Origin of the sequence: Pseudomonas karstica (genome assembly GCF_009707515.1) — a bacterium.
GTDB lineage: Bacteria > Pseudomonadota > Gammaproteobacteria > Pseudomonadales > Pseudomonadaceae > Aquipseudomonas > Aquipseudomonas karstica.
The window spans coordinates 54,197-80,206 of sequence record NZ_WLYI01000009.1 but is presented as its reverse complement, the minus strand read 5'-3'; the positions used below and the strand labels follow the sequence as shown (position 1 = coordinate 80,206).

Sequence of the window (26,010 nt, the reverse complement as noted above, 5' to 3'; positions counted from 1 at the left end):
CGTCGACCTCTCGGCGGCCAACACCGACGGATAACCGGGACCACCCGGAGAACGCGCCTGATGAGCCAGCTTTTCTACAACGCCGTGCCGAATGCCACCCGTGTCGCGCCACCGCTGCCCGAGCCACGCCAGTACCCCAGTGTAAAACCACACACGGTCTACCTGTTCGGTACCTGTGTGGTGGATCTGTTTTATCCCGAAGCCGGGATGGACGCGATTCATCTGCTGGAGCGCGAAGGCATCCGCGTCGACTACCCCCAAGGGCAAAGCTGCTGCGGACAACCGGCCTATACCTCGGGCTACACCGAACAAGCACGGCAGGTCGCGCGTTCGCAATTGGCACTGTTCGCCGAAGACTACCCGGTGGTGGTGCCTTCCGGATCCTGCGCGGGCATGCTGCGCGAGCATTACGCCGACCTGTTCAAGGACGAGCCCGAAACGCTGAAGCAGGTACAAGCCCTCGCCGCTCGTACTTTTGAGCTGGCTGAGTTCCTGTTGTTGGTGTGTAAGGTCCAGCTCAAGGACAGCGGCGCTCCGGTCAAGGTTGCGCTGCATACCTCCTGCTCGGCGCGTCGAGAAATGAATACTCACCTCCACGGCAGGGAACTGCTGGCACAACTGCAGAACGTCGAACGTGTCGACCACAGCCACGAAAGTGAATGCTGCGGATTTGGTGGGACATTCAGCATCCGGATGCCGGATATTTCCGGCGCGATGGTCGCCGACAAAACCCGCGCCTTGAAGGAATCCGGCGCCCACCAGGTCTTGAGTGCTGATTGCGGCTGCCTGATGAACATCAATGGCGCCCTGGAAAAGCAAAAGGAAGCCATACGCGGCCAACACCTGGCCAGCTTTCTCTGGAAACGCACGGGTGGAACGCGATGAACACTGCAACGCGGATTCCCACCGTCGATATATCGGAAGACTTTCGCACCCGCGCTCACGAAGCCTTGGGCGATACGCAACTGCGAAACAACTTTCGCAGTGCGATGGACTCCCTGATGACCAAACGGGCAACCTCCTTCAGCGACGCCCACGAGCGTGAACACCTGCGTGCACTGGGCAACGCTGTCCGCGCCCGCGCCTTGTCCAAGCTGCCCGACCTGCTGGAGCAACTTGAACAGAACCTGACTCGCAATGGTGTGACCGTACACTGGGCGCAGACGGTGGACGAGGCCAATGACATCGTCCTCTCGATCATCCGTGCTCATGAGGCCCGACAAGTGATCAAGGGCAAGTCAATGGTCAGCGAAGAGATGGAAATGAACCATGTCCTCGCTGAACAGGGCATCGAATGCCTGGAGTCGGACATGGGTGAGTTCATCGTCCAACTCGACCACGAGAAACCTTCACACATCATTATGCCGGCGATCCACAAGAATGCCGGCCAGGTCGCATCCTTATTCCACGACAAACTCGGCGTGGAGTACACCAAGGACGTCGATCAACTGATCCAGATCGGCCGCAACGTCTTGCGGCAAAAATTCTTTGAAGCAGACATCGGGGTTTCCGGCGTCAACTTCGCCGTCGCTGAAACCGGCACCCTGCTGTTGGTGGAAAACGAAGGCAACGGCCGTATGTCGACCACAGTACCGCCGGTACACATCGCCGTGACCGGTATCGAAAAAGTCGTCGAAAACCTGAGGGACGTAGTGCCGCTGCTGTCCTTGCTGACCCGCTCGGCCCTTGGCCAGCCGATTACCACCTACGTCAACATGATCTCCGGTCCGCGCAAGGCCGATGAGTTGGACGGCCCCGAGGAAGTGCATCTGGTGCTGCTGGACAACGGCCGCAGCCAGGCCTTTGCCGACAGTGAATTGCGTCAGACCTTGAATTGCATCCGTTGTGGCGCGTGTATGAACCACTGCCCGGTGTACACCCGAATCGGCGGTCACGCCTACGGCGAGGTCTACCCCGGTCCTATAGGAAAAATCATCACCCCACACCTGGTTGGCCTGGCAAAGGTGCCCGATCATCCGAGCGCCTCATCGCTGTGTGGTGCCTGCGGTGAAGTATGCCCGGTCAAGATTCCAATCCCGGCATTGTTGCGACGCTTGCGTGAAGAGAACGTCAAGGCTCCCGACAGTATTAATCCCGTGATGCGTGGCCAGGGCAGCAAATATTCACGCAAGGAGCGTTTTATCTGGAATGCCTGGGCGCGCCTCAACAGCTCACCCATGCTGTACCGGTTGCTTGCCTTCGGCATCACTCGTTTACGCGCCCTGATGCCCAATAACGTTGGGCCATGGACACAAAACCATAGCGCGCCCAAACCCGCCCCTCGCTCGCTGCATGACCTTGCTCGCGACCATCTGGCCAAACAGGAAAATCGCTGATGAGCGCCAAGCACACTATCCTCGGCAAGTTGCGTAAAAGCCTGGCAGGTACCACGCCCGTACCCGACAACTTTGACGAAGCATTGGTGACCGAGATCTACACCTACCCTGCGGAGCAACGCATCCCACAACTGCGTAAGCTCATGGAGGCGGTACACACCGAAATTCATCTGACATCCGCAGCCGACTGGCCGGGGTTACTGGAAAAGCTGCTACAGGATCGTCAACTACCCGGCCTGTTGATCGCCCCAGACACACCCCATGGACGACGTATTACCGAACACTGGGCGAACAATCCACAGCTGCCAACGCTTAAAGCCTACGATCGGCCGGTAGAAGCATGGAAAGCCGAACTGTTCAACGACACGCCGGCCAGTCTTACCGCTACCTTGGGCGCCATCGCTGCCACCGGTAGCCTGATTATCTGGCCCACACCGCAAGAGCCGCGACTGATGAGCCTGGTGCCGCCGGTGCATTTCGCCCTGCTCAAGGCCAGCGAGATTTACGATAATTTCTATCAGGTCCAGCAGCAATTCGCCTGGGCCCAAGGCATGCCCACCAATGCCTTGCTGGTGTCCGGCCCGTCGAAGACTGCCGATATCGAACAAGTGCTGGCCTACGGCGCCCATGGCCCAAAAGACTTGGTGGTGCTGATTCTGGAGGACCAATGACACTGCCTGCTGCTTTTCTTGCTGATGTCGCACAGTTGATTCCGAAAGATCGACGCTTCGACGATCCGCTTTCCACCTTGGCCTTTGGCACCGACGCCAGTTTTTACCGATTGATCCCTCAGTTGGTGATCCGCGTCGAGTCAGAGGACGAGGTGGTCGCCTTGCTGCAACTGGCCCAGCGCGACCGCGTGCCGGTGACCTTTCGTGCAGCTGGCACCAGCCTCTCCGGGCAAGCCATCAGCGATTCGGTGTTGATTGTGCTGGGTGACAATTGGAACGCTCGCGAGATCCGCGGCCAAGGCGAGCAAATCCGCCTGCAACCCGGGGTTATCGGTGCCCAGGCCAATGCCTGGCTGGCGCCGTTCGGGCGCAAGATTGGCCCCGACCCAGCGTCGATCAATGCCTGCAAGATCGGCGGTATCGTCGCCAACAACGCCAGCGGGATGTGCTGCGGCACCGCGCAAAATACCTACCACACCCTTGCAGGGATTCGCCTGGTGCTGGCCAACGGCAGTTGCCTGGATACCGAAGACGCCGCCAGCGTCTCGGCCTTCCGCCAGCGCCATGGCGACCTGCTGGAACACCTGGCAACCCTGGGCCGCGAGACGCGGGCAAATGCTGAGTTGGCAACCAGAATCCGCCACAAATACCGCCTGAAAAACACCACCGGCCTGTCGCTTAACGCCCTGGTGGATTTCGACGAGCCACTGGATATCCTCAGCCATTTATTGGTGGGTTCCGAGGGTACTCTGGGTTTTATCAGCGCGGTGACGTACAACACGGTGATCGATCATCCCAACAAAGCGTCGGCGCTGATCGTGTTCCCCACTGTAGAAACCTGCTGCAACGCCGTGACAGTACTGAAAACCCAACCGGTCTCGGCCGTCGAACTGCTGGATCGACGCAGTCTGCGATCGGTGCAAAACAAACCGGGCATGCCGGCGTTCGTACAGCATCTTTCGGATAATGCCTGCGCACTGCTGATTGAATCCCGCGCCGCCTCGTCCGCCTTGCTCCACGAACAACTGGCGCTGATCATGGCCTCCCTGGCCGACTTCCCGGTGGAGAAGCAAGTCGACTTCACCGAAGACCCTGTGGAAAACGCCCGCCTGTGGGCGATCCGCAAGGACACCTTCCCCGCCGTCGGCGCGGTGCGCAAAACCGGCACCACGGTAATTATCGAAGACGTGACCTTTGCGGTCGAACAACTGGCCATCGGCGTAAATCGTTTGATCGAGCTTTTCGACAAACATCATTACGACGAAGCCATCCTTTTCGGACATGCACTGGAAGGCAATCTGCACTTTGTCTTCACCCAGGGCTTCAACAGTGCCGAAGAAGTCTCACGCTACCAGGCATTCATGGACGACGTCGCACAGTTGGTGGCGGTGGAGTTCGGCGGCTCGCTGAAAGCCGAGCATGGGACCGGTCGCAACATGGCGCCGTTCGTCGAGCTGGAGTGGGGCAGCGATGCCTACCAATTGATGTGGCAGCTCAAGCGCCTACTGGACCCCAACGGCATTCTCAACCCGGACGTTGTCCTCAGCCAGGACCCGCAGATCCATCTCAAGCACCTCAAGCCTCTGCCAGCAGCCGACGAGCTTGTGGATAAGTGCATCGAGTGCGGCTTTTGCGAGCCGGTTTGCCCCTCAAAAGGCCTGACCCTGAGCCCGCGCCAGCGCATCGTGATCTGGCGCGACATCCAGGCAAAAAAACGCGCGGGTATCAGCACCACAGCGCTGGAGGCTGCCTACCACTACCAGGGCATTGAGACCTGCGCCGCGACCGGGTTGTGCGCTCAACGCTGTCCTGTAGGCATCAATACTGGCGACCTGGTGAAAAAACTGCGCAGCCGCGACGCTACCCGTACGAAAACTGCCGATTGGCTGGCCACACATTTCACCATGGCACTGCAAGGTGCCCGCCTCACCTTGCACGTGGCCAATGGCGCACGGATGCTCTTGGGCGCGCCACGGCTGGCAAAGCTTTCTGCCTCCGTGAGCAAATTGTCCAAGGGGCAAATCCCCCAATGGACCAACGCCATGCCGCAACCGGAAAAAGCCATTCGCTTCAGCCCTGCCATCAGCGATGAACGGCCGCGAGTGGTGTACCTGGCCGCCTGCGTGTCACGGGTGATGGGGCCTTCGGCAAACGACAAAGAGCAGATGTCGCTGTACGACAAAACCCGTGGGTTGCTGGAAAAAGCCGGTTACCAGGTAATCTTTCCGGACAATCAGGACAACCTGTGCTGCGGCCAACCGTTTGCCTCCAAAGGCTACGCTGAACACGCCGAGCACAAGCGCCAGGAGCTGATCGGCGCCCTGCTCCACGCCAGCCGCGGTGGTCTCGACCCAATCTATTGCGACACCAGCCCCTGTACCCTGCGGCTGACGCAAGACCTGGACGAAACGCGCCTGGACCTCTACGACCCGGTGCGTTTTATCCGCACCCACCTGATAGACCGCCTCGACTTCACACCCCAGGAAGCACCGATCGCCGTGCACGTCACCTGCAGCACCCAGCACCTGGGAGAAGGCCAGGCCCTGATCGACTTGGCCCGGCGGTGCAGCAAGCATGTGGTGATCCCCGAAGGCATCCACTGCTGTGGTTTTGCCGGTGACAAAGGCTTCACCACGCCGCAGTTGAACGCCCACTCGCTACGCTCGCTGAAAGACGCCGTGCAGTATTGCAGCGAGGGCATCTCCACCAGCCGCACCTGTGAGATCGGCCTGAGCCAGCATGGAGGGATTGATTATCACGGACTGGTGTATCTGGTAGATCGCGTCACCCAGGCGCGCGCATTAATCGGGTAATAAAACAGAACCCCTGCGCATCGGTGCAGTCATCTGCATAAGCCTCGGCAAACGGGGCTCATCAGTGAACTCGTCGGCTGCCCGAAAAATCCGGCAGCACTGCGCTCTCTTTGCACTAGGAGATACCTATGAAGCGTTCCGCGCTTGCTGGTCTGTTTGTTACCGTCGCAATGCTGGCATCCCCAGTGTTCGCGGCGGACAAAACCGATGACCTGTGCCAAATCAACCTGGACAAAATCAACAACGGCAAAGCACTGCTCGCCACCGACACCAGCGGCAAAAGCGGCGAGATTGACACCGCCGTATCCCAAGCCAAGGCGGCCCATGCCGCCGGTGATGACAAGAAGTGTATCGAAATAACCTCCAAGGCTCTGCAAGACCTGCAGGACAGTGAGAAAGGCGGCAAACAGTAACCTGCCACCACAGAAGGCCAACCTTCGGGTTGGCCTTCTGTGGCCGTTTGGCGTACACTGCGCAGGCTTGTCGCTCACCTTGAAACACCGAGCAACAAGCACGGGGCCGTTTAGGATTCGACGCCGGTTGCGAAACTTTAGGTGCATGCCGAGTTGGTAACAGAACTCGTAAATCCACTGTTGCAACTTTCTATAGTTGCCAATGACGAAACCTACGGGGAATACGCTCTCGCTGCGTAAGCAGCCTTAGCCCTTCCCTTCTGGTACCTTCGGGTCCAGCAATCACTAGGGGATGTCTGTAAACCCAAAGTGATTGTCATATAGAACAGAATCGCCGTGCAGTACGTTGTGGACGAAGCGGCTAAAACTTACACAACTCGCCCAAAGCACCCTGCCCGTCGGGTCGCTGAGGGTTAACTTAATAGACACGGCTAAGCATGTAGTACCGACAGCGGAGTACTGGCGGACGGGGGTTCAAATCCCCCCGGCTCCACCAAATAAGCTATACAAATCAGGCACTTAGCGTTTATCGCAAGTGCCTTTTTTGTGCCTGAATGGGTGGTTTTGGCTCGGTTATGCCAGCTTAATGACAGCCCCGGTCGAACGCGTACGAAGATTCCTAGGCGGACGAGATTCCCAACGATAAGTCGCTCAAGCGCAAGGATGTCGAATGATGCTCGGTGTTGAAGTCTTTGAAGATGCCTACAGAAAACTAGTCAGTCGATATGCTGGCCTTACATCGGACGTATATCTTGTTCCCTCCAAGCAGATGAGCGAGCGCACCGACCTTTTGGACATCTGCAAGGTTAAATACGATGAAAAACTCTACTTCAACGATGACACGGCTGACTTAGAAAAATACGGCATAGAAGGGGCAGGAGGGATTACGATAAATTTCCTCTTGGCCGGCAGGGGTTGTAGCGCCGTATTCGTCAACGAAAACTGCATGCCTGAAGGGACGCGAGAAGACCTCGTTTGGCTCTGGAGATACAATTCTCTCCACCACGAGCTGATGCATGCGTTGGACTTCAGAAAACAGAAGAATTTCAACACATCTGATAGGACGATGGATCTTGTGGGCGCTGAGGTTTTTGCTGATCAAAAAACTTTGCTGCACCTTAAGGCTCTTAGCTCCAACGGTTTCATGAAAATCGCGCTGCAATCGTATGCATCGAACGTCAAGATAATGGGCGAGAAGGGCGGAATCAGGACTGATATCTACAACCGGCTGATCAAGAAGATTGATTGCAAGACAATCGACTACTGGTCAACGATGGAGATATAGGGGGTCAATCAAGGAGCGGTGCTATTGCCGCGCTCAACAGCTTTTCGTATCTGATCCTCTGCCGACACTCAGCGTACAATCTTAGCTCCATTCAACGTAAATCAGGGGTCAACAACTCTGACATACCCACACCCAAAGCACTACCTGGCCTTATATCAGGCGGAGTACAGACAGGTGCTGTCTAAAACCCAACTCTCATTTGGCGCCATTTACACCCAATGAGTGCGTGTAGGTCTCGGTAGGGTTAGACGGAAACTTTCATTTCGCAAAGGGTAAGTGATTCAGTCGCCGAGTGGCTTTTTCGCATGCCGAAGTAAGCCATCAAGGCTGAGTGACAGCATGTGAATGGCATACGCGCCCTATCGCCGATAGTTTGTTCTACTCTGCCGGTTTCGGTGGTGGCGACACCCATGACATCAGCGCCTCAATACTGTCAGCGCACGCAAGCAGGTTTTTCGCCTCGTGAACCTTTGCTAAAAGCTGCGCTCGACCTTCGCTATTCATATCGACTGACCTGGCAGTAATCTCGTCGAAGAATTCCTGAAGCTTCCTGTCATGGTTCCATGCTTCAATAATTTTCAGTAGATTTTGTAGAGAGTCTTCTCGGGCCTGAATAATTAGAGATCGCTCGTGTCGCGAGATCGCAATTGCGCGCTCAGCCTCCCATCGCTTTCGCTCTTCATCCGCTTGCCGATCAGCCCTTTCGACCTCGAGCGTTAAGGTCACCGCCCTGTCCACCAAATACGCAACGATGGCGTCACACTGTCTAACCAGGCTTCCTTTGTCCTCCGTCCAGGTATATTCCCAACTCAATCGCGAATATGGGCTATAAGCTCTTAAGCACAGACGTTTGGAGGCAACACGCTGAGTACTCCGACGGTAAAATGTCTTCGTTTTCCGATCCCAAAGCCCGGGCTTAATTTCTTTGGCCTCCTTGACCGGCACATACCGCCCATCGAGGTACACCATCTCTTTTTCTACTGTTTGTTCGTAGATACTCAGCCCGATCGCTACCTCACCAATGAAGGCCAATGTCGGTCGGCCCGGTGACCAAAGATCTGTTTCAAAACCCGATCTCTTCAACCGGCCCTCCTCATCCCCTAGTACCTTACGTGTATACCGACCGTCACTACAGGCAACTGAAATTCGACAGCTGGCATCACGAAAGCTGTTAGCAAGTTTCTGCAGAACTGACGCGGCCCTACGGAGAGAGGATTCTGTAACTACAAGGTCAGGGAGATTTCGTTTCGCCGGTTTGAGATAGCCGTCGCCAGCAATTCTCCCGCTGATGAATGAGTTCAGCGATCCCATCAATATTGCGCTGTGGGCACTGGCCTTCTTCGGGTTAGGCATAGCCGGTTCAGGTCCAGCCATGCGGGGTAGCTGGTCCCCCCTTCTCCACTCGGTAGGAATGCCGACCGTAGGCGCGGGCAAGGGAGGAGTCTCTGTCCTCTGCCCCGAATGCTTCCTTGCCCAATAACCTCGCGGTGGGCAAGGTATGTTCAAGCGGGCACAAACCCGCGATAGGAACACTGCAGAAACTCCGTATTTGGGAGCAAGGGAAGCCATAGGCCTAGCCCATACTTCGGAGTACAGAGTATCTCTATGGACACGATCTTGATCCATTGTCTTTGCCTCAAGATATCCTCAGAAGGTGGCTGAACAAGCTGACAGTTTTCCCCTGAATCGTCAAAACCGCCGCCAGTAAACAACCTAGACTCAGCCCTTCCATCGCCTCAGCCAGCACCGGATTGAATCTCAAGCTAGAGTTTCACGGTCGCGACCTAGTGTCCGGCCGGCCAGCCTGGTACCCATTAACCATGGCCGCTCGCTGCGCCGGGCTGACCGTTAACTATCCTCCAAATGTAACGCTGGTATGCGCCCCCTCGGCCGTCTTGCGCCCCCTCGGCCGTCTTGCGCCCCCTCGGCCGTCTTGCGCGCCCAAGGACCGTAGGCGTTTGCGCCTCTCGGCGATCGCCCCCCATCAACTAACTGGGACACCAAGAGATCGAGGCGGTACTTTGCGCGGCCATCGGCCAATTACCCGACGCCGATGAAGGCCCAAGTGAACATGATTGCTTCGTGATCATCACCGCCGACAGCACCGTAAGCATGGTTGACATTCACGATCGGCGACCCGTGGCGCTGACGCCGGACTTGGCCAGAGAATGACTGGATCCAGCAACACCCAAAGAACGCGCCGAGCAGATGGTGTTGCACCAGGGCGAGCCAGTCGAGGCTTTCGAGTGGTTCAGGGTCGACACAGCCGTTGGCAATGTGCGCAACAAGGGACCTGAACTGATCAGGCCACTACCATGACCTATCCCCCAAGGCCCTCATATGCCCGCTCGCAGGTCACTCCCCTGCTCCGGCCTTGATCAGCATCTGCCGCCAGGTCTCCCGCTCTCTGATCAGCGCGCTTGAGCACGTCGGCAAACACCATGACGGCGCGGGTAGCTGCCTGGCTTGCGGCGGTAGTGCAGGAATTGACGCCGGCTTGACCGGTTGAGAGCTGGTCGGTAAGCCTGTCGACGGTGAGCTGCAGGCTGCCAGCAGAAGCGCGAGCAGTGGAAGCATCAGCAGTCGCCTGGTCAATGATCTGTTGTCCATCCTGAATCACCTTGTTGATTGTCTGTTGGCGGGCCTGCTCTTTTGCCCGTTCGGTGGATTCGTTGGCGGCTTTGGCTGTGGCGTCCATGGTATCCCTAGCGCTCCACTTGACCTGCCACTCAGCATCCGTGACCGACTGGCCATGACCGTATGCCATGAACAGGCCGACCAGGACTATGGCCACCGCTGCTATATAAGGAAGGATTCGCAGCCAGAGCGGGTTCATGGCACATCCTTGAAGAAGACGTGATGACCAAGGCGCAGCGTCTCCTTGGTCTTCGCCGCCCAGGTCGGAGCTTTTGGCATGGTGGTCGCGTAGTAATGCGTAGCCCCGCCGGTTGGATCCGGTACCGCGCCCGACATCACTAAGTCAGCAGCGCGCTGGGCCTGGGCGAACTGCGCCGCCGGGATCGGCTTGGCGCCACTCAGGTAGGCGTAATTCGGGTCGTTCTTGTTCCAGCAGCTGAACTGCCAGGGCTTCAGGCACACGCCGGCGTAGCCCTCTCCCCACCAGGACTTGGCTTTGCCATCGAACACGCGGTTGCGAATGGTCCAGGCGACGGCGATCTGGCCTTCAAAACCCTCGCCGCGGGCCTCTCCATAAAGCGTGCGTGCCAGGATATCCCGGTCTTTTTCGGTAACGGTCATACTTTTCTCCAGGCAAAAAAATACCGGCCTCGAGGCCGGTGTTTGAGGGGCCGCCCGGCATCTGCCGGTCAGTGATGGTAATATGCCACTCCGTTTCAGGTAGAATCTCGGCCGCCATAGCGGAGAGACTCGCGAGAGACAGGCCGGACGAATAATAAAAATTGCTGGAAGACAAGAACTGGATGCTTGCGATAGTCGCGGGTGAAATAACGCATCAGGAAGATACAAATGATATTTAGCTCATCAATATTCATACTGGTTTATCTGCCAGTTGTGTTTTTCGTATATTTTGCGCTGAACAAGCTCCGTCTAGTACCAGCAGGAAAGCTATGGCTTGTAGCTGCAAGTGTTTTCTTCTATGGATATTGGAGCGTCACATACATACCGTTGCTTCTTGGCTCTATATTCTTCAACTTCGTAATAGGGTGCGCAATCTCCCCTCATGCCACGGGGTTGAGAATCAAGGCATCAAGAAAGCTGGTCCTTGGATTGAGCATTGCTATAAACCTTGCATTGCTTGGGTACTTTAAATACGCAAACTTCTTTATCGACAATTTGAACGCTGTCGCAGGATCGTCCTTTCATCTTAGCGAGATAATTCTGCCTCTAGGTATCAGCTTTTACACCTTTACCCAGATTGCTTTTTTGGTAGATAGCTACAAGGGAGAGGCAAAAGAATACGATTTCGTAAACTACGCTCTATTTGTGACATTCTTCCCGCACCTGATCGCCGGCCCCATTCTGCACCACAAGGAAATGATGGGCCAGTTTCAGTCGAAGTGGACTCTGGCTGTCAGGTATCGAAACATTTTCATGGGTATCTTCATCTTCAGTATCGGGCTTTTCAAAAAGGTCATGATTGCTGACACGTTTGCGGTCTGGGCTGATGCCGGATTTGCCAGCGGAGCCAGTCATGACTTTTTCAGCTCGTGGGCGGCAAGCCTGTCGTATACCTTCCAGCTTTATTTCGACTTCAGTGGCTACTGCGACATGGCTATTGGCGCCGCACTACTTTTCAACATATGGCTACCAATCAACTTTAATTCACCATACAAGTCCCTCGATATACAGGACTTCTGGCGGCGCTGGCACATGACGCTTAGCCGGTACCTTCGCGACTACCTGTACATCCCGCTTGGCGGCAACCGCTGCTCATCTGCACGAATCTATTTCAATCTCATGGCAACATTCATCCTTGGCGGCCTGTGGCACGGCGCAAGCTGGATGTTCGTAATTTGGGGCGCACTGCATGGTGGAGCCCTGGTGATACACCGCCTGTGGAAAAACCTCGGGATGTCCATGCCAAACCCTCTGGCGTGGCTGGTCACGTTCCTTTTCATCAACGTAACCTGGATTTTCTTCCGCGCCACATCTATCGATGACGCCATGCGCATCCTGTCTGGAATGGTGAATTTCAGGTCGATTGCAGAATCCAATATCGCAGACATCTCAACTGACAAGCTGGCCTGGGCTGGCGTCGGATCTGACCACCTGCTTAATATTCTCCCAATAGGCATGGCCGCCAACGCCATATGCTTTGGCATGATTGCGATTGCATTCGTTGTCATAGCACACAAAAACTCCTACGAGATGACAACGCAAGGCAGCCTGGGCTGGAGAAAAATGATCTGGATGTCGATCCTGTTCAGTGTTGCGATGTACTCAACAGTACAGTCCGTAAGCACCGTATTCCTGTATTTCAACTTCTGAGTGCAATCACATGAAGATTAAAATATTCGCGTTTATTGCTCTCTCTTTGTCGGCTTTGTCTATAGCTCCTATAGCAAACTACAAACGAATCCATGAATCCACGAAACCACTTCCAGTGGACTGGCTAGGATGGAAGTCTGAGCTATACAACATGGACTTTACGCTTCCATACCTTGGAAATGTTTACTACCACCTCGGGATATCCATTAGCCCTAAGCAGGTAGTAATTGGTCGTGATGGCTGGATGTATCTTGGTGATGACTTCGCTAAAAACATTACCTCCAAGAGACTTGGCGCGACCAAAAGCATCGAGCCTTTAGTTAAGAAGATCGATATTTCGGCAGACGCCTGGAATAAGTGGTACTCCCAAAACGGAGTAACTGTTTACAAGGTCCTAATCGGCCCTGACAAAGAAACTATCTATCCTGAATTCATGCCTGACTGGGCTGCCAGCAGCCCCACAGGCGTGACTGATGCGATTGTCGATAACGGCCACCAAGGCATCTTCGTATTCCCGAAGTCGGAACTCGTAGAAGCGAAAGCCAAGACTGAACTTCCTCTATATTACAAGACCGATACCCACTGGAATGCATTGGGCGCTTGGATTGCCTTCAATGAGTTGACCGCCAGTCTTCATGGTAGCGCTCCAGATCTTAGCTTTCCTGAGGCGCCGAGATTCGATGACTACACTGCAACGCCTCGTATCGGCGGGGATTTGGCAAACTTTCAGCGTATACGAGTAAATCTCAAGGACACAGAGCTTTCACTGACCGACAAGACAATACGGCAAATGGAGATCAGTCAGTTTGAGTTTTCCAGCATGAAACTGATCTCCACGGGGGAGAACATCCCTGTCGGCGCTCCTGTAACCCCGACCCTGGTTAGGTCAGAAGGCGCCCTGAACAACAAGCGCGTGCTGTGGCTGCGCGACTCGTTTGGCTCCGCCATGTCTCCATTTATGTCGGCGACCTTCTCTGAGATCCTTCAGGCTCATCACAAAAGAGTGAAGCCTGCGAGCGTTGCTGAGCTTGTGAAAAAGTTCAAGCCTGACTATGTGATCGTGACCAATGTTGAGCGAGATTCGCATGACGGCTACCTAACCTCGCTCCCGCCGGCCGGGCAATAACTCCGCTGTCACGCCTGAACAGAATAAAGCAATACCCGCTATGTAAATGCCCAGGTCCCACGCACCGCAGTGACCATCCACAGCGCTGATCCTAGCGCCTCGAACTCAAGGCATGACCCGAGCTCGGCAGTTGTTGCGACTGCCGATGTACGGCTTCCTGTTGCGCCTGTAAGCATAGAGGTCCCGCCAGCGGCGGCGATAGTTAATGCAGTAGCGCCTTGCTTTTGCACTCTGAATTTGGCCCCAGGCATCGGAACTGGAAGGCTCATGGCCGACCTGGGCAATGAAAGCAGCCATGCGCAGCTTTGTGTTGATCTGGTACCGCTCCATGGCCAGGCTCAGCGCAGATGCAAAAACGCCAGCTTGGCGGCCGGCGTTCGGAAGGATGCGCAGCAACTGCTGCTCGGTGATGGTCATACTTTTCTCCAGACGAAAATAAACCCGCTCAGGGCGGGCTGTTATTCTTCGATTAGGGAGGGAGGCGGTGGCGGCTCGATGGCTGGCATCTCAAGCCGGACATCGATCCAGCTGTTGAGCGGCACATCCATCGGGGCACCTCGGCCCGGAACCATTTCGCCGTCTTCTGAGAGCGTCCAGCGCTGTTTGAACAGGCTGATGGTTACCGTTCCATCGGAATCCTGGCGACTGTCCGAAATGCCCAGCGTGCGGCCACCGTCAGGTGAGCAAGGGTCTTGGGTGCGCCAACCCTCAAGGGCCAGGCCCAAACTACCGGTCACCCTGTATTCACCTTCGGCGAGGCGTTCAACGCTGACGCCACGGGCTTCATTGTTGGTTACGCCCCACTCCCCGGCAGGCTCAAAAGTCTGCTCCTGCAGGTCGCCACGCTCACTGGTCGCAACGCAGGCAATACGCAGGATCGGCGATGCAGCCGACAACACTCCGCCTGATCCTCGAGTGGTGTTTCCGGTGTGGTACAGCTCGATCCATGGCGTTAAGGAGCCGTCATAGATCGACTGAAACTTCACTGTGCCAGAGCCTGAGCTGGTAGTCCCATAAGGCCAGGCGATTGTCAGTCTGTTGGTGGTAGCAGAATGTCGGAAAACCTGCTTATACCAAAACCCTGTGCCACCAGTGGGCATGCTCGGAGAGCCGGGTGGGTAAAGGTTAGGGTCGAGTCCATGCCCCGTGTTTGTCAGCCAGCTTTGAACAACGCTTGCTCTCGTTCTGCCCGTCGCATAGGAATCAGCCACATCCCCATTTTCATAACCGATGGCCGCCACTGCGGCAGCGCCCAGACCAAGATTGGTCCGTGCTCCCCCCTGGGTTGCCGATCCGGTTCCGCCCTTTGTCACTGGCAGCACGTCATAGTTGCCGGTAGTCCCGAGGGCTGCCAACTGGGCACCGTAGGTATTGACGATGGCTCTCAGCGCATCCGCCGAATCCTTCACGTACCCCTGCATCGGAGCCAGTGCATAGCTACCTGCCGCTGTCGTGGCCCCCTTGTAGGTCGGCGAAATAGAAAGTGCCGTGTTACTCGCAACGTTGGTGACTTCGTACCATGCGCCGTCTGGCCCACGGAACGCATCGCCGACTCGGCAGTTCACGATGAGCGCCGTGCCAGTACCGATAACGGCATTGGAATTCAGGGTGACGGAAACCGTCCCAGATTTGTACCAGGGCATGGCTTTTCCTTTATTCAGGTAATAAAAAACCCGCACATCGGCGGGCCTGTTATCGCTAAGTTGGCTTACAGTTTATTAATTTTAATTATGTGCCAGGCAGTCGCGCAAAGATGGCTGCTGGCTGCCCCGCATCAATCCACAGACCGAATGCCTGGAATGCGTACCACAGCAGATAATTGTTTGTGGAGTTGAATTGTACGCCTGATTCGGCCCATCCTCCGTTGCTGCACAGCGCCCCTCTTGAAAAAGGGTTTATCATAAAATACTCATCACTCAGGAGGGGTCCTCCTCCTGCGTTACTACTTCTATAGTTACCTGTCCCCTGGCTTCCGTTGTAGGAGCCTTGGTATGTCCAGGAGTGGCTTGCACGGGTAACTAATACAGGAGTCGTACCGGAATCATAGATGATGGAGCCATCAGCCGCCCACATCCGTAGACCATAATCAGCCTCGGCCTTTGCCGAGAATACGGCAGCAAACCACTTCCCCTTTATCCCAAAGTTAGTGTTGTTAGTGCTTAGGGTAAACCCGGTCCAATTTCCTACTACCCCGATTATTGTGCATCCGTTGTACAGAGTGTCCGGCAGGCTCTGATCATTACGTATAAACATACAAGGTGGCTCACTTGTAGTTATAGGCGAAGAGAACGTGATAGTAGCTGTCGTTCCATCTTCTGAATACGTACCGCTATATATTGCACAGAGTCTGGGGGTATCGGAGTCTATCTGGATGTAGTTGGAGTCATTTTGTACGGTTAGCCCATATGTCAATTTTTATACCTCACTACGAGCAGCCTAAATTCGATTGTTGAGGCGTATTCTGCTGTACCCTCGCTTGGATGCCTTGATCGAATAGTCACTGACCCGTTAGCTACGGACTGGTAAGGCATGGCGTCCCTGATGCTGGTACCAGGGTCAGCCGGTTTAGTTGGAAGTATCGCAGCAGCACACTTCAGTGGGTCAAACCCTGCAATAGGGACTGTAATAACAGCCCCTTGTGTCAGTTTGTATAGTGCGCTGTGGATGACCTGATAAGTAAAACTATCAGTGTCCATCTGTAGGGTGCCGTTAGCGCTCCATGTTCTCACTCCATGACTCATGCGGTCAGATCTCCCAGTTGCACGCGCTTGACGTTGTTTTCGTCATAGACCTTGATGGCTCTGTTGGTCATCGTCAGACGACCACCACCAGGTGCAGGCCCGTTAAACTCGAGATTCCCGGCCTTATCCAGACGCCAGCCTTGAACCCCTGCGGCATAGTTGTCGGATTGAAGAGCTGATCCTATCTTCAGCATCGTGATGCTACCGTTCTGGATAAATGCGGAGTTCATGAAGACCTGGCCGCCCTGCACTGCGAACGGTACCGAGACTGTCCCCCCGGCCATGGTGTTGACGATGGCAAACCTGTCGGCACTGACCAGGAACTGGCTTTGCAGCGTCCCGCCAACGTTCTCAATGCCAAGGCCAATCCCTGCGGTGATGTACTGCCCGGTGCTGCTGTTGTATTGCATCTTCACGGACCAGCTTGCAGCGAGATCCCCTTTCACGTTGTTGATGATCGAGGCGTTGGTCTCGATCAAGGTCTGCTGCTGACCGATTTGGCTGCCCTGGCCGCCCACGGTAGTGCTGAGTTGGCTGAGCTGCTGCGCAGTGACAGAGTTGTTGTTGGAAACCACCCTTTCGAGAATGGTCAGGTTCGCCGCGTTATTGCCGACCTGCGTTTCAAGAGTGGTCTGGCGCTGTGCGGCCGCTTCGATTTCGGAAGCCCGAACACTGCTTTCCTGAGCAATTGCCGCCGTGCTGGTCCAGCCCTTGATGGCGTCTGCCAGGTCCCCCTCCCCGTTGTCGTCGCGATAGGAAGCCCGCAACGCCTCGAAGGCCGTGGCCTGGGCCGTGACAACGCCGTCGATCTCGGTGATGTCTGCAGTGTTGGTCGCCACCTGTTGCGCCAGGCCGTTGGCAGTCTCGACCGACTGACCCACATCTACCCAGTAGGTGAGGTTCGGTGGAGGTGTGTTAACCGGCACCGGTCCCTTGGCTTGGTACAGCCGCTGGCCCTGACGAACGATGTCGTTCTTGACGTAGGGCTTCGCCGGGTCATAAAGCAGGATGTCATCGAGGGCGTCGATCTGATCCTGAAGGCCAGGAATCTTGTTGATCTCGCCCAGCAGGTCCTGACCAAGCTGTGTCTTGGTGATCTTGCCAGCCAGCGCGGCCAAATAGGCGGACACGTCATTGGATGTGGCTGCAGGCACGTAAAGGAACGCACTCTTCCCGTAAGCATTTGCGGAGCGGATGAAGTAGTAATAGTTCGTGTAGAACCCCAGGCCCGTATGCGTGAACGTCAGGCCCTGCCCCAGATAGGTAGCCTCAGCGGCGGTAGCTTGAGGGGAGGTACTGAAAAAATACTCGTAGGTCCCACCATTCAGGCCTTGAAGTACATTCCCTGGTATCAGCGTGATCGAGTCGATGGAAGACTGCACAACACAGGACTCTGGAATCGGGGGCCCTTGAATGCTGACGCTGATTGTCGCCTCGCCAGAGCGAGCCATTGGCCCTAGAGCCGCCACGCTCATCGTGTAACTGCCCGAGGGTAGCCCGTTGATTGGGCATCGGTTGCTGGCCGCCTGGATGGTGTGAGATTGAGCAACGCCTGCTCCCTGCCTGACGATGACCGCGTACTCGGACACAATTCCATCAGGTGGAGACCAAGACAGCACTCCCTGCACAACCTCTGCACCCGAATCCTGTGACCAGGCCAGGCCAGTTGGCGACCCAAGACCGCCGGACGGCAGATTGATGAAGCCCAGGGGGTTGTATGGCTGACCCACGGCATCATCGAAGATAGCCGCTTCATACTGTTGGACCTGGACGTTGCAACCTTCGTTATCGCCCATGGACCAGTTGGTGACGATGAACTCACCCAGAATATTCAGAGATGGCAGGTTTACCCTTACCACCCGCCCGGGCCTGCAGTTGTAGCCTGAGAAGTTCATAGGGATGGTAATCACCCCGCCTGCCCGCCGCCGGCGCAACTCCATATTGGCCAGGCGCTGGGCCAGGTACGGATCGGTTACATAGGAGAAGGTCAGGGTCTCCGCAGCCTCTCCACCGTCCTCGGTGATCCATTCCGCAATGCTGACCTCCGGGTAATCCGTCTCGGTCCAGGACTGTGTAGGATCGATGAAGGTGCCGCGCACGGTGTTGATGGCCGAATCATTGGACGGCTCGGTGCTGCCCCCAATGGTGCCGATCACCATGTCTTCGGTTATTTCGAAGTCGTAAGGCCCGTAGTAGGCGCCAGCCTGAAGCATCCAGCGACCACCGACGCGGATCAGCTTGCCAGCGCATGCGGCCTCAAGTTTTTGCAGCACGCCCGACTTTTGCTCATCGGCGCCGATCACGCACGAAGTCCGGTAGCGCTGACTCACGGACCCGTCAGCGTTGGTGATGGCCTCGTCTGAAACGTTGGCGGCGCTGGCAAATGTTGAAAACACAATCTCATCGTCTGGAACATTGCAGCGGTTACGCAGGTACCACAGCAGGTGAAGAGCCGTGTTTGCGCTATAGCCGCTATTGCCTGTGCGAGGATCGTAGATATCGTTTCGACCGCGCACAATGAAGCGAGCGTCAGGAATGCCTGAGGGGAATTTCTCGGCGCTGTATTTGAGAGAAAGCCTTACGTATGAAAGGCCGCGGCCTATCTGGCTGTCCTTCCAGTCCGGGCAATTCGCCTTAAGGAAGGCGTTAACCTGGGTAGGGTTGACGACCAGCTCATAGCTGGCCAGCTCGCCGAATGTGGAAATGGATTCCTCCCCCAGAAGAATATCTTCCAGGGCGTCCACGGATCCTTCGCACAAGACGTACACCAGGTGCAGCCACTCGCCATCAGTCTGGTCCCCGGACTGCTCCTGAGCCCAAACCAGAACGCCGCCAGTGGCGACACGCCCGAGGATGAAGCGCACGGGGGCCTTGGAAGATCTGACCGTCTGAGCGGAGGGCTCGTTATCACGCAGCGGAGACTTGGTGTTCAGCTTCTCCTGCTGCTCGGCCGCGTAGAACGCCAGGCCCGCGCCAATTGCGGCGCCTACAGGCCCGCCCTGCACAAAACCGATTACCGCTCCAACGACAACTTGCGCGAGTTTCTTTACGCCACTACTCATGACTCAACTCTCCACGCAGCCTTAGGCTCGCATTCGACGCGGGCAACGCCGTCGTCGGTCGTTGACCAGTAATCTCCAGCCCAGAAGACAGCCATGCTCCGTCCGGCCGGGGCGTCATACAGCACTACGTCGCCGCGCTGAATGAATGACAGGGATATCCGGGCAAAGCAGGCGTCCCAAGCAGCCTCAAGACTTCCGTGCTGTCGCTTCAGTTGCCGCTTGGCGCCGGCCTCAGTCTTGTATTTGCCCCGGTACTGCTCTGCCGGATCAACATCACAAACAGCAGCGGCGCAGTCTGCGACGAACAGGCAGCAGTCAAATTCGCCCCACGAAAAAGGCCGCCCTTGGGCAGCCTTGATCACGTCGTTCAGACGCGTAGTCCAGTCTCTATGTCGCATCGCTAGGTTCCGTAGGTGAATGCCGGCGCGTCCTTGCTGGAGCCCCAATAAATTGGCCATTCGGACATTTGCGCGATGGCGTAGAAGAACCGGTCGCCCTCGTGGCGGGCGCGGTGGTTTTCGTCAGTGAACCGCTCGGTACCGGTCCGGCTCCACTCAGCCATGCGATCAACTACAGGAACGGTGATGCTGTTGCCGTCCTGGCCATTGCCGGCAAAAGAGAACTTTGCGGCGTCCATGCGTCCCGAGAACAGAATGTCCGAGGCGTAGTTCCCGGCCTCGTCGAATACGATGAACAGAACCTTGGCCATCCGGCCCCGACACCCGCGAATATTGGTTTCGGAAATGATGTAGGCATCCAGGCCGCTCAAGGTAAGGTCTACCGACATTGGCGAGTTTGAGTTGTCGCTTTCCTGCGACTGGCTCACCTGACCGAAGTTGCCCACGCCATCGTAGGTCACACCATCTACAACCAACTGCCCGGTGCCGGTGTGGGCAAAGACCATGCCGTCGACAAAGTCCAGCTGCACGGCGTACACCGGCATAAAATTGCCAGTAGCGATAATGTCCACCACGCTCTGGCTGAATGGGAATGCTGATGGCATTAGAAGGCCTCCCGGAATTGCAGCGTGCAGTTGGATACAACAGGCTGGATCGCGACCTGGTGCACGTCATCAACGCGGCGCATTTCTGAATATGGGTTTCGGTACTCAATGGCAATGCCGGCCGCAAGGGTGCGACGGATGCGCTTGTTGAGCGAGACAGTGACCTGGCCCTGGGCGCTCGAGACAGCATCCTGCACTACCTCGAACATCTCCCCTTTAACCGTGATGTAGTCGCCAAGGGAGAACACCTTTGCGCTCGGGCTTACACCGCCAATGATCATGGCGGTAGCCTGGGCTATCCCCGAGACCACTACAGCTTGGCCAACGTCATCTTCGCGGATACGGGTAAGCGCGGGGATGTTCACAGTGCCGAACATGCCCTGCAATCGCCCCAAAAGCGCTGTCAGTTGTCGCTCGTCCTCGGCAAACAGCACGCCAAAGGTCTGAGAGCACGTCCAGTAGGAGCCCGGATACCCCACTATTTGCTGAGCATTTGACAGCGTCGACGTGAAGGCACGGTTGTTGTAGGTCATGCCCCACGCAGTCTCTGTCGGTTCCAACGATTCAGGCCACTCAAGCGCCATGGTTTCTCCTACAGCCGGCTACCGGCGAGCGATCATTTGTCGGGCGGGCCCGTTTTGTTTGAGGTCATTTAGCACTAGTTGGTAGCCAGCTTGAGCACCATCCTGAGCTGCTCGCTTAAGCTCATCCCTGGACACAGCATTCGCATCACCACTGAAGTGAAAGTGCTGCGTCACCCCGGCAAGCGTGGTGGTACTTGCAGGCGAGTTTTCTTCAGCGCCGCCACCCACCATCCGAACGCCGAGAGAACCATCGGCAGCGCGAGTCAGCGGCATGATTGCCTCAGGGCCCGCTTCGGCAAAAATGCCAGCCCCCTTGGCAAAAGCGAATGTCTGCGGCGTGCTGTAAACCCCGCCGGAGTACGACGAAAGACTGGCTGAGTTATAGACTCCACCCTTTGCGTTGGCCACCATCGCTCCGCTACTGGAACCGGTCATCGTCCCCGGCCCGAGCGCCTGGCTGCCTCCAGAAAGAAAGCCGAACGCATTGCTCAAGAATCCAACCGCGGCTTGACGGATTTGAATCCGGATCAAGTCCTCAATGATGGAGTCGGCCATGTCCTTGAACGACAACTTGCCCGTCTTCACGAAGTTGATAATGCCGTCCTCCATCCCAGTGAAGGCGCTGGTGAACATTTGCTTGGTTTGTCCTGCAACGTCAGCGGCCTGGGCCGCGTAGTCGTGGAAGGCATCCGATGCGCCGTTAACCCAATTGGACTGGGCAGCATCTACTTGACTGAAATAGCTCTGCTGGGAGACCAGCCGCTTGGCCAGCTCATCCTGCAGAACCTTCGTCTCGCTGGCATATAGCTCTGGCGAGATCTGTCCGGTGTTGACCTGCTCGTTGAGAGTGGCAACATCAGCCGCGTACTTTTGGCGAAGGGCAAGGTCCGCGCGCATACGGTCGCGGGCCTTATCGCCCATACCGATGCCGGCCAGCTCCTGGTCGAACCCATCCTGGGCGGTCTGGGTTCCGGTGGCCTGTGAGGCCTTGAAAGCGGTTAGCTTCAAGTCATCCTCGTTGGCCTTTTTGATTTTGTTGAGCGCGTCCAGTTCGGCAGCCATGCCCATGAGCTTTTTCTTTTGCGCCTCACTCAGCTTGCCTAGCTTGCCTTCCTGAAGTTCGAAAGACAGCTTCATCACTTCGGTGGCGTCTTTCTGCTTGTCGCCCGTGGTGTTGATCAGCTCGATCTGGCGCTTGTAGCCTTCCTCGACGGTGTCGAAGGACTTGAGCTGCTGCTTGGCCGCGGAGTCTGTAGCGCTGGTGTTCTTCCGCTTGGCTTTTGTAGCCGCATCATCGGCTGTCTTCTGCGCATCCTTGGCTGCAGCAGCCGAGCGGATCGCAACAATCATCTCTTTCGTGAGTAGCGTATTCTCGGAGATGAACCGGTTAGCTGCTTGGAGTGCCGTCTTGTCTTGGGCAGCTCCCAATTGTTTCTGCAGTTGCTCTAGATATTTTTGGCCAACACCGGCCGCTGTAGCTTTTGCGGCAGCATTCTCAAGCTCGGCACGAGTATTATCATCGGTCTGCCCGGTAAGCTCTGCCATTGCAGTTTTGAGTCGTGCAATGACTTCAGCCTTCTCTGCCGCCGCGCCGCCACTCTTCTCAAGTGCGTTGACCATTTCGGCGGTTACGCCAGGAACCTCGCGCACCTGGTCCGCTACTGCTTTCCAGTCAACAACCATTCCGGAAGACTGGTCGGCAGATGCCTTCTTGATGACATCCATCGCTGACTGAAACTCAGCCGGCAACGGAGCAATTCCCCCCATAAACCCTGAAGCGCCAGCCAGGCCTGCGTTTGTTAGGCTGCTCTGGAACTCGAACGCAATCGAGCCGGCCGCTGTAGTCAAATCGTTTTCAGCATCTTCGATAGAGGCTTTCAGTTCCCGAAGAGTGACAGACTGCGTTGCTCGGTTTAGCTTGTTGAAGCGCTCAACCAACTTGTCGATGGGGTCGGCCAGGTCGCCCAACTTTTTTTCCAGAACACTGGTGTTGTCACGCAGAGTAATGAACGCGGTAGCCGCTCCGATGGCCAGTGCAGCAACGCCAAGTGGACCACCAAGAAGCCCAACCAGCCCGCCACTAACTCGACTTAGGCCGGCCTGCGCAGCTGACACCGCACTGGTCGCCCTTGCCTCCACCATCCGGGCCTCTGCCAGTTGAAGGGACATTTGAGTTTGTACGGCTGTGCCGCGCGCAGCGACTGCCTCTTTCTGCGCAAGGAACACAGATGTTTGAGCTTTTTGCTGCTCAGCTTGAGCGGAAAGAAGAATGGCAGTTGCCTGGGCTTTCCGCGCAGTCGCGTCCTTGTATGCCGAATAGGCTGCAACGGCCGCAGAGTTTGCCGAGGTCACGCCGTACCTTGTCAGCGCGGTAATCGCGGCAAAAATTGCAATATCAGCCAGTGTTGAAAAGTTATCTCCAAGCACGGCTATGCCGCTTCCGAGTTTCCCAGTGAAACCAATTGTCTCGTCCAGCTGACCGACGTACACGGTGAATGCGTTGGATAAATTCTGCACCGCATCACGGACCGCGACACTCATGCTGTCCGCTAACTCGCCGTTGGCCTGGGCAGACCTCTGCAATCCCTCAGTTAAAACATCGAGACTCAACTTTCCTTGCGCGCCAAGACTACGAATCTCTTCGGAGGTTTTTCCTGTCGACTTGGCAATCGTGTCGACAACACTCGGCATCGCCGCCAGGATCGACTGCCATCCGTCAGCATCTACCTTGCCGGTCTGGAGTGCTTTGGAGTAGGAGTTAATCGCTGAGCTGGCTTTGTCCGCCGATGCAGAGTTGGTCACCAGCAAGAAGCTGAAGCTGTCCATCACATCCAGCGCCTGGCTGGTGTTGTAACCCATGGACTTCAAACTGTCCGAGGTGCGGATGTAAAGCTCCTGCGCCTCGGCCAGCGGGCGGTAAGTGCGCTTCGCTGTGTCCAGCAGGCGCTGCTGTACTAGGTCGTATTCGCCTACGCTGCTGGTCGCCATGCCAATACGGTCAGACATCTGACCGTAGGAGTCGGCAGCCTCAATAATCTTTCCAATAGATGCCGCACCAATGGCAGCCGCAAGTGCGCTCTTTATCAGGCCTGATGCGTTTACGGCGCGCTCACCAGCACGATCAAAAGCGGCGTCCACTCTCCCCAGGCTTTTGTCTATTTTTCCAGACGCCTGGCCGACGCTCGAGTCCGCTCGCGCCATCTCCTGACGCAACTGGGCTGTGGTCGCCTCGATGCGGACGAGCATCCCCTGAACGTCAGTGTCTGCCATGTTTTTCTCCGGACAAAATAAAGCCCGGCATAAGCCAGGCATTAATTTACTTCAATGATTAGCCGGTCATCCGGCAGAAGGATTCGTTATTTGACGCCAGCTTTATACGGGTATGGCGCTCGACCAGAAATCGCTAGTCCTGGGTCACCCATCATTCCCCTAAAGCCCCTTACTTGATAGGAATAACCCGGCTTCAAGTCCAAAGCTAACTCTTGGAACCCACCCCCGCCGCACATACTATTGCTCTTTATTCCTAGCATCACTGGGCCAGGGTGGTGATAGAAAGTGGCAGTTTCTGACGTTCCGACCGACGCAACCTTTTGCCCGTCAATATGAAGGTGCAGGTCATAAAGCGCGCATGTCACACCGCTGTCCCTGGTGAAAACAATCCTCGCATCATCGGGGCTGGTTGGTCGCTGCATCCCATAGAGAGAATCGGCAGGCACCTGATCAGCCTCGCTCGGAGGCACAGGGTTGCTGGCACAGCCAGCGGTAAAGACCAACGCTATCGCTACTGCAAACACTCTCGACACAGTCAATTCCTCCTTGGTGGACTGCGACTTTATCAACTATTTCGAAACTCGTCCGGTCAACGCTTGCCGCAACTTATCAGCCACGGTCGCCGGTGACGGCTTACCGGCCGCCAGTGCTTTCTTGCCGGCGCCGAATGGGTTGGTCATCTGCGCCCACTCGATCCGGGCGTCCATGGCCAGGAACAATTCAGGGAGTGGTATGCGCCAAGCAAGCTCGGGCGACCATCCAAGCCACCCAGTGGCCACAGCGTAAAGCCGGTCAACATAGCTGCCGTCCTCGACAGCGCTTACTCCGTCGCCGCTTGAGGCTTTCCCGCATCTTGGCCTCTCGGGTTGTACAGCGCCACCAAATAGGCATTGAGCTTAATCGACACATCGAGGACGCCAGCCTGCCATACCTTCTCAGCCATTTCTTCGGCATCTTTCCCGGTTAGACCGGCACCGCCAACGACAATGGCAGCACAGCCATCGACGCTCATAGAGTTGATAGCCTGAGCAGCGCCGCGCAACCCGCCAAAGTGCGACTCAATGGCCCGCACAGCGCCCAACGTCGGTTTGAGGGTGTAGGTCTCGCCATCAAGCACAATGTCGACGGTACCGAAAAGGGTCTTGCTCATGTGTCGAATCCTTGGGTGTCGGGGCCTAAGCCCCGCAGGTTAAGCAGCGGCGACCGGGAGAATTTCCAGGATGTCGGAGTTGATGGCGAGCGTGACGTTGCGTCTTACCACGTTGTCAGCGGCTCCAGCAGCGACGGTATTGTTCATCACCTTCGCGCGCTGGTAGAACGTGGTAGGCAGCAGCGCCGGGACTGCATCAGGATCGCCGTCATTGAGGGTGATCTTGATGTTGTAGTCGCCCTTACTGCGATCCTTGTGAGCAATCTTCAGCTTCGCCTGCCCCAGGTCGCCGTTGTCGAGGCCGATAGCCAGGGTAAGGTCGCCGGCATCAGCAGTACCCTTGTACTTGCGCACACGTCCATCGCGCAGCGAGGTGAAGGTCACAGAGCTGAACGTATCACCGAACTCGCCCAGGTCTTCCACCTCGCCGATTTCGACGTAAGTGTCAGCTTTATAGAGCGCTTCGGTATCTGCGCCGTTCTTGCTGCCGATAGAGATTCGGCAGCCAGCGGCTGTATTGAGATTGTCATCGGCCATGGGGGTTCCTCCAAGGGCACATTGGATAAAGCCGCGGGGCGGCCGGGGTGT

20 protein-coding genes, 1 other RNA gene and 2 pseudogenes are annotated in these 26,010 nt (G+C 56.3%); 10 read left to right on the top strand and 13 right to left on the bottom strand.

Annotated features, from left to right (window positions below; genetic code table 11):
• Positions 1 to 60 precede the first annotated feature (60 nt).
• From GIR22_RS08710 to GIR22_RS08680, 7 genes are all read left to right on the top strand, one after another.
• Complete coding sequence (locus GIR22_RS08710; RefSeq protein ID WP_154742942.1) at positions 61 to 885, top strand: (Fe-S)-binding protein; 825 nt, start codon at positions 61 to 63, stop codon at positions 883 to 885.
• The gene (locus GIR22_RS08705) at positions 882 to 2,336 is read left to right on the top strand and encodes a LutB/LldF family L-lactate oxidation iron-sulfur protein (RefSeq protein ID WP_154742941.1); all 1,455 of its coding nucleotides are present in this window, start codon (positions 882 to 884) and stop codon (positions 2,334 to 2,336) included. The genes GIR22_RS08710 and GIR22_RS08705 overlap by 4 nt, the downstream gene beginning before the upstream one ends.
• The gene (locus GIR22_RS08700) at positions 2,336 to 3,007 is read left to right on the top strand and encodes a LutC/YkgG family protein (protein WP_154742940.1); all 672 of its coding nucleotides are present in this window, start codon (positions 2,336 to 2,338) and stop codon (positions 3,005 to 3,007) included. The genes GIR22_RS08705 and GIR22_RS08700 overlap by 1 nt, the downstream gene beginning before the upstream one ends.
• Positions 3,004 to 5,820, top strand: a complete 2,817-nt coding sequence (locus tag GIR22_RS08695; protein WP_154742939.1) for an FAD-binding and (Fe-S)-binding domain-containing protein — start codon at positions 3,004 to 3,006, stop codon at positions 5,818 to 5,820. The genes GIR22_RS08700 and GIR22_RS08695 overlap by 4 nt, the downstream gene beginning before the upstream one ends.
• 128 nt (positions 5,821 to 5,948) lie before the next feature.
• Positions 5,949 to 6,233 carry a hypothetical protein gene (locus GIR22_RS08690; protein ID WP_154742938.1) on the top strand — a complete coding sequence of 95 codons (285 nt, stop codon included), beginning with the start codon at positions 5,949 to 5,951 and terminating at the stop codon, positions 6,231 to 6,233.
• Positions 6,234 to 6,335: 102 nt separating this feature from the next.
• Positions 6,336 to 6,729: a transfer-messenger RNA gene (ssrA, locus tag GIR22_RS08685) on the top strand.
• A 174-nt stretch (positions 6,730 to 6,903) separates the two neighbouring features.
• Positions 6,904 to 7,518 (top strand): hypothetical protein, encoded by a 615-nt coding sequence (locus tag GIR22_RS08680; RefSeq protein WP_154742937.1) that lies wholly within the window; start codon positions 6,904 to 6,906, stop codon positions 7,516 to 7,518.
• A 378-nt stretch (positions 7,519 to 7,896) separates the two neighbouring features.
• Here GIR22_RS08680 and GIR22_RS26350 read toward each other — a convergent pair whose 3' ends face one another.
• Positions 7,897 to 8,601 carry a hypothetical protein gene (locus GIR22_RS26350; protein ID WP_246208134.1) on the bottom strand — a complete coding sequence of 235 codons (705 nt, stop codon included), beginning with the start codon at positions 8,599 to 8,601 and terminating at the stop codon, positions 7,897 to 7,899.
• A gap of 933 nt (positions 8,602 to 9,534) precedes the next feature.
• On the opposite strand from GIR22_RS26350, the pseudogene GIR22_RS26345 reads away from it, so the two are divergent.
• Positions 9,535 to 9,837: pseudogene (locus GIR22_RS26345) on the top strand (SOS response-associated peptidase family protein); the annotation flags it as partial.
• A 1-nt stretch (position 9,838) separates the two neighbouring features.
• On the opposite strand, the gene GIR22_RS08670 reads toward GIR22_RS26345, so the two are convergent.
• Together GIR22_RS08670 and GIR22_RS08665 are read right to left on the bottom strand one after the other, a co-directional pair.
• Positions 9,839 to 10,354 (bottom strand): DUF2514 domain-containing protein, encoded by a 516-nt coding sequence (locus GIR22_RS08670; RefSeq protein WP_154742935.1) that lies wholly within the window; start codon positions 10,352 to 10,354, stop codon positions 9,839 to 9,841.
• Positions 10,351 to 10,776 carry a cell wall hydrolase gene (locus GIR22_RS08665; protein WP_154742934.1) on the bottom strand — a complete coding sequence of 142 codons (426 nt, stop codon included), beginning with the start codon at positions 10,774 to 10,776 and terminating at the stop codon, positions 10,351 to 10,353. The genes GIR22_RS08670 and GIR22_RS08665 overlap by 4 nt, the downstream gene beginning before the upstream one ends.
• A gap of 228 nt (positions 10,777 to 11,004) precedes the next feature.
• Between GIR22_RS08665 and GIR22_RS08660 the strand changes: the two genes are divergently transcribed.
• On the top strand, positions 11,005 to 12,486 hold the full coding sequence (locus tag GIR22_RS08660) for an MBOAT family O-acyltransferase (RefSeq protein ID WP_154742933.1): 1,482 nt from the start codon (positions 11,005 to 11,007) through the stop codon (positions 12,484 to 12,486).
• Between the two features lie 10 nt (positions 12,487 to 12,496).
• Positions 12,497 to 13,612, top strand: coding sequence for an alginate O-acetyltransferase AlgX-related protein (locus tag GIR22_RS08655; RefSeq protein WP_154742932.1), 1,116 nt, complete (start codon positions 12,497 to 12,499; stop codon positions 13,610 to 13,612).
• Between the two features lie 264 nt (positions 13,613 to 13,876).
• Here GIR22_RS08655 and GIR22_RS08650 read toward each other — a convergent pair.
• The 10 genes and pseudogenes from GIR22_RS08650 to GIR22_RS08605 form a co-directional block, all read right to left on the bottom strand.
• A pseudogene (locus GIR22_RS08650) lies at positions 13,877 to 14,029 on the bottom strand (glycoside hydrolase family 19 protein); the annotation flags it as partial.
• Positions 14,030 to 14,070: 41 nt separating this feature from the next.
• The gene (locus tag GIR22_RS26340) at positions 14,071 to 15,255 is read right to left on the bottom strand and encodes a phage tail fiber protein (protein ID WP_246208126.1); all 1,185 of its coding nucleotides are present in this window, start codon (positions 15,253 to 15,255) and stop codon (positions 14,071 to 14,073) included.
• A gap of 1,094 nt (positions 15,256 to 16,349) precedes the next feature.
• On the bottom strand, positions 16,350 to 19,415 hold the full coding sequence (locus tag GIR22_RS08640) for a phage tail protein (protein ID WP_154742931.1): 3,066 nt from the start codon (positions 19,413 to 19,415) through the stop codon (positions 16,350 to 16,352).
• Entirely contained in the window at positions 19,412 to 19,813 is a 402-nt protein-coding gene (locus GIR22_RS26335) for a DUF6950 family protein (RefSeq protein ID WP_154742930.1), read from the bottom strand. The genes GIR22_RS08640 and GIR22_RS26335 overlap by 4 nt, the downstream gene beginning before the upstream one ends.
• Before the next feature lie 2 nt (positions 19,814 to 19,815).
• On the bottom strand, positions 19,816 to 20,418 hold the full coding sequence (locus GIR22_RS08630) for a hypothetical protein (RefSeq protein ID WP_154742929.1): 603 nt from the start codon (positions 20,416 to 20,418) through the stop codon (positions 19,816 to 19,818).
• Positions 20,418 to 21,002, bottom strand: coding sequence for a hypothetical protein (locus GIR22_RS08625; RefSeq protein ID WP_154742928.1), 585 nt, complete (start codon positions 21,000 to 21,002; stop codon positions 20,418 to 20,420). The genes GIR22_RS08630 and GIR22_RS08625 overlap by 1 nt, the downstream gene beginning before the upstream one ends.
• 18 nt (positions 21,003 to 21,020) lie before the next feature.
• Complete coding sequence (locus GIR22_RS08620) at positions 21,021 to 24,272, bottom strand: phage tail tape measure protein (RefSeq protein WP_154742927.1); 3,252 nt, start codon at positions 24,270 to 24,272, stop codon at positions 21,021 to 21,023.
• A 569-nt stretch (positions 24,273 to 24,841) separates the two neighbouring features.
• On the bottom strand, positions 24,842 to 24,979 hold the full coding sequence (locus tag GIR22_RS08615; protein WP_218581652.1) for a hypothetical protein: 138 nt from the start codon (positions 24,977 to 24,979) through the stop codon (positions 24,842 to 24,844).
• A 113-nt stretch (positions 24,980 to 25,092) separates the two neighbouring features.
• A complete protein-coding gene (locus tag GIR22_RS08610; protein WP_154742925.1) occupies positions 25,093 to 25,422 on the bottom strand; it encodes a hypothetical protein in 330 nt (109 codons plus the stop codon).
• A gap of 39 nt (positions 25,423 to 25,461) precedes the next feature.
• Positions 25,462 to 25,959 (bottom strand): hypothetical protein, encoded by a 498-nt coding sequence (locus GIR22_RS08605; RefSeq protein ID WP_154742924.1) that lies wholly within the window; start codon positions 25,957 to 25,959, stop codon positions 25,462 to 25,464.
• Positions 25,960 to 26,010: the final 51 nt, after the last annotated feature.

What these genes read in the sequence shown, in the direction of transcription:
- GIR22_RS08710 (WP_154742942.1), top strand. Translation starts at nt 61, where the DNA reads ATGAGCCAGCTTTTCTACAACGCCGTGCCGAATGCCACCCGTGTCGCG.
- GIR22_RS08705 (WP_154742941.1), top strand. Translation starts at nt 882, where the DNA reads ATGAACACTGCAACGCGGATTCCCACCGTCGATATATCGGAAGACTTT.
- GIR22_RS08700 (WP_154742940.1), top strand. Translation starts at nt 2,336, where the DNA reads ATGAGCGCCAAGCACACTATCCTCGGCAAGTTGCGTAAAAGCCTGGCA.
- GIR22_RS08695 (WP_154742939.1), top strand. Translation starts at nt 3,004, where the DNA reads ATGACACTGCCTGCTGCTTTTCTTGCTGATGTCGCACAGTTGATTCCG.
- GIR22_RS08690 (WP_154742938.1), top strand. Translation starts at nt 5,949, where the DNA reads ATGAAGCGTTCCGCGCTTGCTGGTCTGTTTGTTACCGTCGCAATGCTG.
- GIR22_RS08680 (WP_154742937.1), top strand. Translation starts at nt 6,904, where the DNA reads ATGATGCTCGGTGTTGAAGTCTTTGAAGATGCCTACAGAAAACTAGTC.
- GIR22_RS08670 (WP_154742935.1), bottom strand. Translation starts at nt 10,354, where the DNA reads ATGAACCCGCTCTGGCTGCGAATCCTTCCTTATATAGCAGCGGTGGCC.
- GIR22_RS08665 (WP_154742934.1), bottom strand. Translation starts at nt 10,776, where the DNA reads ATGACCGTTACCGAAAAAGACCGGGATATCCTGGCACGCACGCTTTAT.
- GIR22_RS08660 (WP_154742933.1), top strand. Translation starts at nt 11,005, where the DNA reads ATGATATTTAGCTCATCAATATTCATACTGGTTTATCTGCCAGTTGTG.
- GIR22_RS08655 (WP_154742932.1), top strand. Translation starts at nt 12,497, where the DNA reads ATGAAGATTAAAATATTCGCGTTTATTGCTCTCTCTTTGTCGGCTTTG.
- GIR22_RS26340 (WP_246208126.1), bottom strand. Translation starts at nt 15,255, where the DNA reads ATGCCCTGGTACAAATCTGGGACGGTTTCCGTCACCCTGAATTCCAAT.
- GIR22_RS08640 (WP_154742931.1), bottom strand. Translation starts at nt 19,415, where the DNA reads ATGAGTAGTGGCGTAAAGAAACTCGCGCAAGTTGTCGTTGGAGCGGTA.
- GIR22_RS26335 (WP_154742930.1), bottom strand. Translation starts at nt 19,813, where the DNA reads ATGCGACATAGAGACTGGACTACGCGTCTGAACGACGTGATCAAGGCT.
- GIR22_RS08630 (WP_154742929.1), bottom strand. Translation starts at nt 20,418, where the DNA reads ATGCCATCAGCATTCCCATTCAGCCAGAGCGTGGTGGACATTATCGCT.
- GIR22_RS08625 (WP_154742928.1), bottom strand. Translation starts at nt 21,002, where the DNA reads ATGGCGCTTGAGTGGCCTGAATCGTTGGAACCGACAGAGACTGCGTGG.
- GIR22_RS08620 (WP_154742927.1), bottom strand. Translation starts at nt 24,272, where the DNA reads ATGGCAGACACTGACGTTCAGGGGATGCTCGTCCGCATCGAGGCGACC.
- GIR22_RS08615 (WP_218581652.1), bottom strand. Translation starts at nt 24,979, where the DNA reads ATGGACGCCCGGATCGAGTGGGCGCAGATGACCAACCCATTCGGCGCC.
- GIR22_RS08610 (WP_154742925.1), bottom strand. Translation starts at nt 25,422, where the DNA reads ATGAGCAAGACCCTTTTCGGTACCGTCGACATTGTGCTTGATGGCGAG.
- GIR22_RS08605 (WP_154742924.1), bottom strand. Translation starts at nt 25,959, where the DNA reads ATGGCCGATGACAATCTCAATACAGCCGCTGGCTGCCGAATCTCTATC.